4 protein-coding genes, 2 tRNA genes and 2 rRNA genes are annotated in these 8778 nt (G+C 62.4%); 7 read left to right on the forward strand and 1 reads right to left on the reverse strand.

What is annotated here, in order from left to right; translation table 11 throughout:
* Nucleotides 1–46 precede the first annotated feature (46 nt).
* The 3 genes from D9X30_RS07630 to D9X30_RS07640 all read left to right on the forward strand — a co-directional run bounded on the left by D9X30_RS07630 (nt 47) and on the right by D9X30_RS07640 (nt 3481).
* Nucleotides 47–1381 (forward strand): DUF1254 domain-containing protein, encoded by a 1335-nt coding sequence (locus D9X30_RS07630; protein ID WP_153947121.1) that lies wholly within the window; start codon nt 47–49, stop codon nt 1379–1381.
* A complete protein-coding gene (locus D9X30_RS07635; protein ID WP_153947122.1) occupies nt 1378–2355 on the forward strand; it encodes a Bug family tripartite tricarboxylate transporter substrate binding protein in 978 nt (325 codons plus the stop codon). Before D9X30_RS07630 ends, D9X30_RS07635 begins: the two co-directional genes overlap by 4 nt.
* A gap of 136 nt (nt 2356–2491) precedes the next feature.
* The gene (locus D9X30_RS07640) at nt 2492–3481 is read left to right on the forward strand and encodes a Bug family tripartite tricarboxylate transporter substrate binding protein (protein ID WP_153947123.1); all 990 of its coding nucleotides are present in this window, start codon (nt 2492–2494) and stop codon (nt 3479–3481) included.
* A 56-nt stretch (nt 3482–3537) separates the two neighbouring features.
* Here the strand turns inward: D9X30_RS07640 and D9X30_RS07645 are convergent, their stop codons facing one another.
* Nucleotides 3538–5178, reverse strand: a complete 1641-nt coding sequence (locus tag D9X30_RS07645; RefSeq protein ID WP_153947124.1) for a 3'-5' exonuclease family protein — start codon at nt 5176–5178, stop codon at nt 3538–3540.
* A gap of 956 nt (nt 5179–6134) precedes the next feature.
* Between D9X30_RS07645 and D9X30_RS07650 the strand changes: the two genes are divergently transcribed.
* The 4 genes from D9X30_RS07650 to D9X30_RS07665 form a co-directional block, all read left to right on the forward strand.
* Nucleotides 6135–7666: ribosomal RNA gene (locus D9X30_RS07650) — 16S ribosomal RNA — on the forward strand.
* 63 nt (nt 7667–7729) lie between these two features.
* Nucleotides 7730–7806, forward strand: a tRNA-Ile gene (locus tag D9X30_RS07655).
* 139 nt (nt 7807–7945) lie between these two features.
* Nucleotides 7946–8021 (forward strand) — tRNA-Ala (locus D9X30_RS07660).
* Nucleotides 8022–8333: 312 nt separating this feature from the next.
* Nucleotides 8334–8778 (forward strand): 23S ribosomal RNA (locus tag D9X30_RS07665); the annotation flags it as partial.

Raw genomic sequence — 8778 nt, forward strand, 5'->3', positions numbered from 1 at the left:
GCATCGCCATATCTAAATAGCTATAAGAGAAAGGAGACACCGGCCCATGCCGCAAACCACCACCGCCGCCGCCACCACCAGCCCTGGCCTGCCGCTTGCCCGTGAAGCCGTGATCTACACGCTGCCGCTCTACGAGATGGCCCGCATGCGCGCCGCCACCTGTCCGCGCCGCGACCGGGCCGGGCGGTTTGCCGGCGACGGCCCCGAATCCTCGCTGCGCTGGGTCAACCACCTGATCCACACGCGCGAACTGCTGGGCCCACAGCATCGCCAGGTTGTCACGCCGAACAACGACACGCTGTACACCAATGCCTGGCTCGACCTCTCGCGCGAGCCCGTGGTGCTCGAAGTGCCCGACTTCGCCGGCCGCTATTACGTGCTGGGGCTGCTCGATTTCTATACCAATCCGTTCGGCTATCTGGGCAGCCGCACTACCGGCACCGGCGCGGGCCGCTTCCTGCTGCACGGGCCCGACTGGCATGGCGAGGTACCTGCCGGCATGCGGGCCGTACCGTGTCCGACCAACGCGGTGTGGATGATCGGCCGGCTGCTGGTGGACGGCGATGCCGACCTGGCCGCCGGCCATGCGCTGCAGGACGCCATCGCGCTGAAGCGGCTCGACGGGGAACCGGCCGCGTTCGCGTTCGATGTGGGCATGCACCCGCGCGAGCATCTGGGCGATCCGCGGCGCTTTGCCGCCGTGGTCAACCAGATGCTGGCCGACAACCCGCCGCCGCCGGCAGAAGCCGACATGGTGGCCCGCTTCGCCGAAGCTGGCGTCGGCCCGAGGCTCACGCCCACGCCGGCGCAGGTCGAGACGCTGGGCGCGGCGCTGCAGGGCGTGCTAGCCGACCTGGCCGAGCCGCAGGCGTCGGACATGGGCGGGGGCTGGGCGATGTCGGTCGACGTGCGTGAGTCGTATGGCACGGACTACCTGCAACGCGCGCTGGTGGCGCGCAACTATATTGGTGCGCTGGGCGTGCAGGAGGCCATGTACGTGATGGCCGACCGCTGTGCCGACGGCGCGCCGCTCGAAGGCGGTCACGCCTACCGGCTGCACTTCGCGGCCGACAACCTGCCACGCGTGGGCGCGTTCTGGTCGCTGACCATGTACGACAAGGGCGACTGCATGCTGGTGCCGAACGAGCTTGCACGCTATTCGCTGGGCGATCGGTCTCCGTCCCTGAAGCGCGGCGCCGATGGCAGCCTGACGGTGTACCTGTCGGCGCAGCCGCCGCAGGACCGCGCGCTGCTGGGCAACTGGCTGCCGGCGCCGGCCGGGGCATTCTATGTGGCGCTGCGCCTGTACGTGCCCCAACCGGACCACCTTGACCGCACCTATCGCTATCCCGCCATCGAGCGGATCAGGGAGGCATCATGACCCCATCGCAACTGACCCGCCGCCGCCTACTGGGCGCGATGGCCCTGGCCGGCGTCGTGCCGCATGCCTTCGGCAATACCTGGCCCGGCAAGCCGGTGCGGCTGGTGTCGCCCTACGGGGCAGGCGGTTCGAACGATACGTCGGCGCGCGTGCTGGCCGAGGCGCTGAGCCGCAAATACGGCCAGCAGGTGGTGGTCGAGAACAAGCCGGGCGCCGGTACGCGCGTGGCCAGCGAAACGGTGGCGCATGCACCCGCCGACGGCTACACGCTGCTGTGGGCCGCTGCGCCGTTCGCCATCAACACGGCAGCCGGCCTGTCGCAGCGGTTCGATATCCACAAGGATTTCATCGCCGTGGGGCCGCGCGTGCTGGGGCCGGTGTTCCTGATCGTCAACGCCAGTTCGTCGGTGAAGACCGTGGCGGACTTCATAAAGATGGCGAAGCAGAAGCCGGAAGGCGTCACGTTCGCGTCGCCTGGCATCGGCTCGGGCCCGCACCTGACGGCCGAGCTGTTTGCCGCGCAGTCGGGGTTCAAGGCGCTCAACGTCCATTACCGCGGCGACGCCACGGCCTATACCGAACTGCTGGCCGGACGTGTCGATGCCACGCTGACGGCGATCACGACCGCACTGCCCTTTATCCAGGCCGGCAAACTGCGCGTGATCGCGGCGGCCGCCGATGCGCGCACGCCGGTCTATCCCGATGCGCCCACCTTTGCCGAGCAGGGCGTACCCGGCGTGGTCGGCTACGGCTGGTTCGGCATCGTGGCGCCGGCCGGCACGCCGCCCGCCATCGTGCAGCAGATCAATCGCGATGCCAGCCAGGCGCTGGCCGATCCGCAGATCAGCCAGAAGCTGCTGGCGCTGGGCCTGCAGCCGTCGCCGGGCAGCAGCGCCGACTTTGCCGCGTTCATCGACGGGGAGGTAAGGAAATGGGGCGCGCTGATCAAGGCGCGCGGCATCGTACTGGAGTGAGGGGAGGATGGCGGAGAGTTGCGGAGGATTTCGGGTCAGGCCTGGCGACGAAAGCCCTTCACAAGTTTGTCACAAAAACGTCACAATACCGGTCCGGTCCCCGCCATGTAGAGCGGGGCCGCATCCGGAGAGAGAAATGACGTTGTTCGCTTCCCGCCGCGCCCGGCATGTCCTGGCTGCCCTGGTCCTTTCCCCGCTGGCACTGGCCGCCGGCGCCGCGCAGGCCGCGTGGCCGGACAAGCCGATCCGCATGGTGGTGGGCTTTCCGCCTGGCGGGCCGGTCGATACGCATGCGCGCATCCTGTCCGAGAAGCTGCAGCCGATCCTCGGCCAGCCCGTCGTGCTCGATTACAAGGCTGGCGCCGCCGGCAATATCGGGTCGGACAACGTGGCAAAGGCAGCGCCCGACGGCTATACGCTGCTGATCGCCAATACCGGCCAGATGGCGATCAACGGATCGCTCTATCCCAAGCTTCCGTACAGCATGCCGAAGGACTTTGCGCCCGTGGCACGTACCGCGCTGATTCCGCTGGTGATGGTCGTCAACAACAACGTGCCCGCCAGGAACCTGAAGGAATTCATCGCCTATGCCAAGGCCAACCCGGGCAAGCTCAATTTTGCGTCGGGCGGCAATGGCGGCATTTCGCACCTGATGCCCGAGATGTTCAAGCAGGCGTCGGGCACGTTCATTGTCCATATCCCGTACAAGGGCAGCGCGCCGGCGCTGACCGACGTGATGGGCGGCCAGGCCCAGATGATGGCCGACTCGATTCCGCTGTTCACCCAGCACATCAAGGCCGGCAAGGTGCGCGCGCTGGCGGTGACGTCGGGCAAGCGTTCGCCGGCGCTGCCCGATGTGCCGACCATGGAGGAGTCGGGCCTGAAGGGTTTCGAGGTGGTGGGCTTCTACGGTGTGCTGGCGCCGGCCGGCACGCCGAAGGAAATCGTCGACAAGCTGTCGGGCGCGCTGCGCACCGTGCTGGCGGACCCGGACACGAAGGCCAAGCTCGAAGCGCAGGGCGCCGAGCCGGCCTGGCAGTCGCCGGAGGCGTTTGCGGCCACCATCGTCAACGAGCAGAAACGTTGGGGACAGGCCGTCAAGGTATCGGGCGCCAAGATCGATTGATCGACGCCGGCACAGCCGGTGGCCTTGCGGGCGGTGCCGGCCTCGCCGATTCCTGTTTAGCCAAACAGGGATGACTGGGCGTGCGACATGGCTGTCGTGCGCCTGGGCGTGGCGCGTGGCTTTGTCGCCAGCCCGGTATCGAGTCCGGTAACGCCGCGAGTTTCGCCGGGCGTGGTGATCGTCGCCTTGGCCGGCGCGACCGGTGCTGTGAGCACGAACGGGCGCGCAGAGGCCAGCGGCACGGCCGTCGCCCTGAGGCTGGCCAGGTGCGGCGCCAGGATCAGGTAGGTATCCATATCGAAGCGCGCCGGCAGGGCGGTCAGCCCTTCGGCGTCGGCCAGCGTCGGCGCGGTGCCCAGGTAGCACCAGTCCTCGATCACATGCCAGGGCTGGTCGGGTTGCTCGCCTTCGCGCCAGGCAATCGCCCCGTCGAACGGCCACGGGGCCACCACCAATGCTTCCAATGCGGCCAACGTGCGCAGGCGATGCTCGGCGCGCGATTCATGGCCGGTGCAGGCCCCCGCGCAGCGATGGACTTGCCGCGCAAAACAGGGGTGGCCGCGTCGGGCCGTCGCTTCGAGCATCAGCGTGACCAGGCAAAGCTGATGTTCCTCGGCCAGCGCCACCAGGCGTGCGCGTGCCGCGGCGCGGCTCGGAAATACGCCATATAGCCGGGTATGGCGGCTGAAGTCGATCTGGCGGTCCGAGCGCAGGCGCGGCGCGGGCAGGCCATCGATCATTTCCCAGGCGAACAGCTCGTCGTTGTGCCGCAGCTGATGGTTGTGCAGCGGCCGCAGCGTCTTGACGAGGTGGGCCTCCAGCAGCAGCGCGCCGATTTCCCCGCCAGTCTCGCGCCAATCCACGCGCCGCACAGCGCGTGCGATGCGCATTTCCTTTGGGTTGGTATGGTCGCCGGAAAAATGGGCGCGGATGCGCTGCCGCAGGTGGATGCTCTTGCCTACATATAGCAACGCGTCGTCGTCACCGTAAAACAGGTAGGCGCCGGGGCGGTCCGGCACGTCGTCCAGCGCGGTCTCGCTCAGGCCGGCGGGCAGGCTGGCATGCTTGACCAGCGTCTTGACGGCCGACTCCACCAGATCGACCGAATACAGATCGTGGATCTTCTGCCAGAACTGCCAGAGCAGCTCGGCGTCGGCCAGCGCGCGGTGGCGACCCTTCGGTATCAGGTTGAAGCGGGCGATCAGCGCGTCGAGCCCATGGCGCTCCACCGAGGGGAACAGCGAGCGGGACAACCGCAGCGTGCAAAGGACATCGGCACGAAACGTCACACCGGCCCGGCGAAATTCATTCTTCAGGAAGCCGTAGTCGAAGCGCGCATTGTGGGCGACAAACAGCCGGCCCTGTAGCCGTTCCGCCAAGAGTTCGGCTATCGACGCGAAGGTGGGTTGGCCGCGCACCATGTCGTCGGTGATCCCGGTCATCCCCTGGATAAACGGCGGGATGCTGGCCTGCGGGTCGACGAGGGTGTCCCACTCGTGAATGCCGTCGGGGCCTACTTCCACGACGCCGATCTCGGTGATTCGGTCGCGCTGGGCGTCTGGCCCCGTGGTCTCCAGATCGACAAACGCAATCGGGCGGGCCAGGGCGGTGGCCAGGGCAAGGGCATCGAGCGCCCCCGCGTCCCGGCTGGCCAGGCGTTCGGGGAGATAGGTGGGCGGTTCCGGCAACGTCGTCATCCGGCGATTCTAAGGGATGGGCAAATTCTTTTGCGAAACCCCTTGCGCAGGCCGCCAATCCCATCTAATATTCGCCCCCTCGCAACACGAAGCGCGCTGCAAACGCAGCGGCGACAACGGTTGCGGGATTGGCAGGAGGTTGGYGTTGCGAAGTTCGCGGCGCCGGCCGGCAGAAAAAAGTTCTGCAAAAACTGTTGACGAAACGTTGAATGCTCTGCATAATCTCGTTTCTCCGCTGCGACAAAAGACGCAGCGACAGCGAACGGCAAAGCCGGTCGCTCGGGTTCTTTAACAAACAAACAACCGATAAGTGTGGGCGCTTGATGGCGAACGCCACGGAGCTTCGGCTTCGTGATGCTTCAAAAGTTATCAGTGCTCGCGCAGTAAAACATGTTGGTTTGCGTCGCGAGACGCGAGCCAGTCAGTTTTCTGAGAGTGAGCGACCGCTCGAAAGAGCGAGGTGCTTCGGCACCACACAGAGATTGAACTGAAGAGTTTGATCCTGGCTCAGATTGAACGCTGGCGGCATGCCTTACACATGCAAGTCGAACGGCAGCGCGGACTTCGGTCTGGCGGCGAGTGGCGAACGGGTGAGTAATACATCGGAACGTACCCTGTTGTGGGGGATAACTAGTCGAAAGATTAGCTAATACCGCATACGACCTGAGGGTGAAAGCGGGGGACCGCAAGGCCTCGCGCAGCAGGAGCGGCCGATGTCTGATTAGCTAGTTGGTGGGGTAAAGGCCYACCAAGGCGACGATCAGTAGCTGGTCTGAGAGGACGATCAGCCACACTGGGACTGAGACACGGCCCAGACTCCTACGGGAGGCAGCAGTGGGGAATTTTGGACAANCAGTAAAACATGTTGGTTTGCGTCGCGAGACGCGAGCCAGTCAGTTTTCTGAGAGTGAGCGACCGCTCGAAAGAGCGAGGTGCTTCGGCACCACACAGAGATTGAACTGAAGAGTTTGATCCTGGCTCAGATTGAACGCTGGCGGCATGCCTTACACATGCAAGTCGAACGGCAGCGCGGACTTCGGTCTGGCGGCGAGTGGCGAACGGGTGAGTAATACATCGGAACGTACCCTGTTGTGGGGGATAACTAGTCGAAAGATTAGCTAATACCGCATACGACCTGAGGGTGAAAGCGGGGGACCGCAAGGCCTCGCGCAGCAGGAGCGGCCGATGTCTGATTAGCTAGTTGGTGGGGTAAAGGCCYACCAAGGCGACGATCAGTAGCTGGTCTGAGAGGACGATCAGCCACACTGGGACTGAGACACGGCCCAGACTCCTACGGGAGGCAGCAGTGGGGAATTTTGGACAATGGGGGCAACCCTGATCCAGCAATGCCGCGTGTGTGAAGAAGGCCTTCGGGTTGTAAAGCACTTTTGTCCGGAAAGAAARCGCTCTGGTTAATACCTGGGGCGGATGACGGTACCGGAAGAATAAGCACCGGCTAACTACGTGCCAGCAGCCGCGGTAATACGTAGGGTGCGAGCGTTAATCGGAATTACTGGGCGTAAAGCGTGCGCAGGCGGTTTTGTAAGACAGGCGTGAAATCCCCGAGCTCAACTTGGGAATTGCGCTTGTGACTGCAAGGCTAGAGTATGTCAGAGGGGGGTAGAATTCCACGTGTAGCAGTGAAATGCGTAGAGATGTGGAGGAATACCGATGGCGAAGGCAGCCCCCTGGGACGTCACTGACGCTCATGCACGAAAGCGTGGGGAGCAAACAGGATTAGATACCCTGGTAGTCCACGCCCTAAACGATGTCAACTAGTTGTTGGGGATTCATTTCTTCAGTAACGTAGCTAACGCGTGAAGTTGACCGCCTGGGGAGTACGGTCGCAAGATTAAAACTCAAAGGAATTGACGGGGACCCGCACAAGCGGTGGATGATGTGGATTAATTCGATGCAACGCGAAAAACCTTACCTACCCTTGACATGCCACTAACGAAGCAGAGATGCATCAGGTGCCCGAAAGGGAAAGTGGACACAGGTGCTGCATGGCTGTCGTCAGCTCGTGTCGTGAGATGTTGGGTTAAGTCCCGCAACGAGCGCAACCCTTATCTTTAGTTGCTACGCAAGGGCACTCTAGAGAGACTGCCGGTGACAAACCGGAGGAAGGTGGGGATGACGTCAAGTCCTCATGGCCCTTATGGGTAGGGCTTCACACGTCATACAATGGTGCGTACAGAGGGTTGCCAACCCGCGAGGGGGAGCTAATCCCAGAAAACGCATCGTAGTCCGGATCGTAGTCTGCAACTCGACTACGTGAAGCTGGAATCGCTAGTAATCGCGGATCAGCATGCCGCGGTGAATACGTTCCCGGGTCTTGTACACACCGCCCGTCACACCATGGGAGTGGGTTTTGCCAGAAGTAGTTAGCCTAACCGCAAGGAGGGCGATTACCACGGCAGGGTTCATGACTGGGGTGAAGTCGTAACAAGGTAGCCGTATCGGAAGGTGCGGCTGGATCACCTCCTTTCCAGAGGCTTGTGTTCACAAGTCAAGCGTTCACACTTATCGGTTTGTTTGCTGTTACAGCCAAGGGTCTGTAGCTCAGGTGGTTAGAGCACCGTCTTGATAAGGCGGGGGTCGTAGGTTCAAGTCCTACCAGACCCACCAGGATGCAGACGGTGAAGCGGGAGTTCCACGGAAATGCGTGAGAACCAAGCGAGACGCGAAGCGAGGTCGCGCAGCATAGCGCAAGCTATGTAAGCGGCCGAGCGACAAAGTATCGCGCCGGTTATCACGGATTTGCGACGGGGGATTAGCTCAGCTGGGAGAGCACCTGCTTTGCAAGCAGGGGGTCGTCGGTTCGATCCCGTCATCCTCCACCACTTACCTCGATCGAGGATCGGGGTAATGAGACGACCTGGTTGGTAGTCAAATGAAAGCACTCAGTGCTGAGTGCTTTCATTTGGCATTGCCAAGCGACGACAAGTCGGCTGTTCTTTAACAATATGGGATGTAGTAAAGGTGTCGCGAGGCGTTGATGAGACGCTGCAGTACAAGACGCGATACCGGGTTGTGATTGTATCAACCAAAATGTATTTAAGTGATCGAAAGATGACTTGGAATACGGCACAAACGCGAGAACTCAGACCTGTAGCCAGCGTGGATAACGGAGACGTTAGACACACTCGTTATAGGGTCAAGCGAACAAGTGCATGTGGTGGATGCCTTGGCGATCACAGGCGATGAAGGACGCGGTAGCCTGCGAAAAGCTTCGGGGAGCTGGCAAACAAGCTTTGATCCGGAGATGTCCGAATGGGGAAACCCGGCCCGMATGGGTCATCCCTTGCTGAATACATAGGCAAGGGAAGCGAACGCGGCGAACTGAAACATCTAAGTAGCTGCAGGAACAGAAATCAACCGAGATTCCCAGAGTAGTGGCGAACGAAATGGGAAGAGCCTTGCACTCTTTAGCAGAACTGTTAGCAAAACGGGATGGAAAGCCCGGCCATAGCAGGTGATAGCCCTGTATGCGAAAACAGATTTGTGGAACTAGGTGTGCGACAAGTAGGGCGGGACACGTGAAATCCTGTCTGAAGATGGGGGGACCATCCTCCAAGGCTAAATACTCGTGATCGACCG

This window comes from Cupriavidus sp. U2 (genome assembly GCF_009663685.2).
Lineage (GTDB): Bacteria > Pseudomonadota > Gammaproteobacteria > Burkholderiales > Burkholderiaceae > Cupriavidus > Cupriavidus necator_C.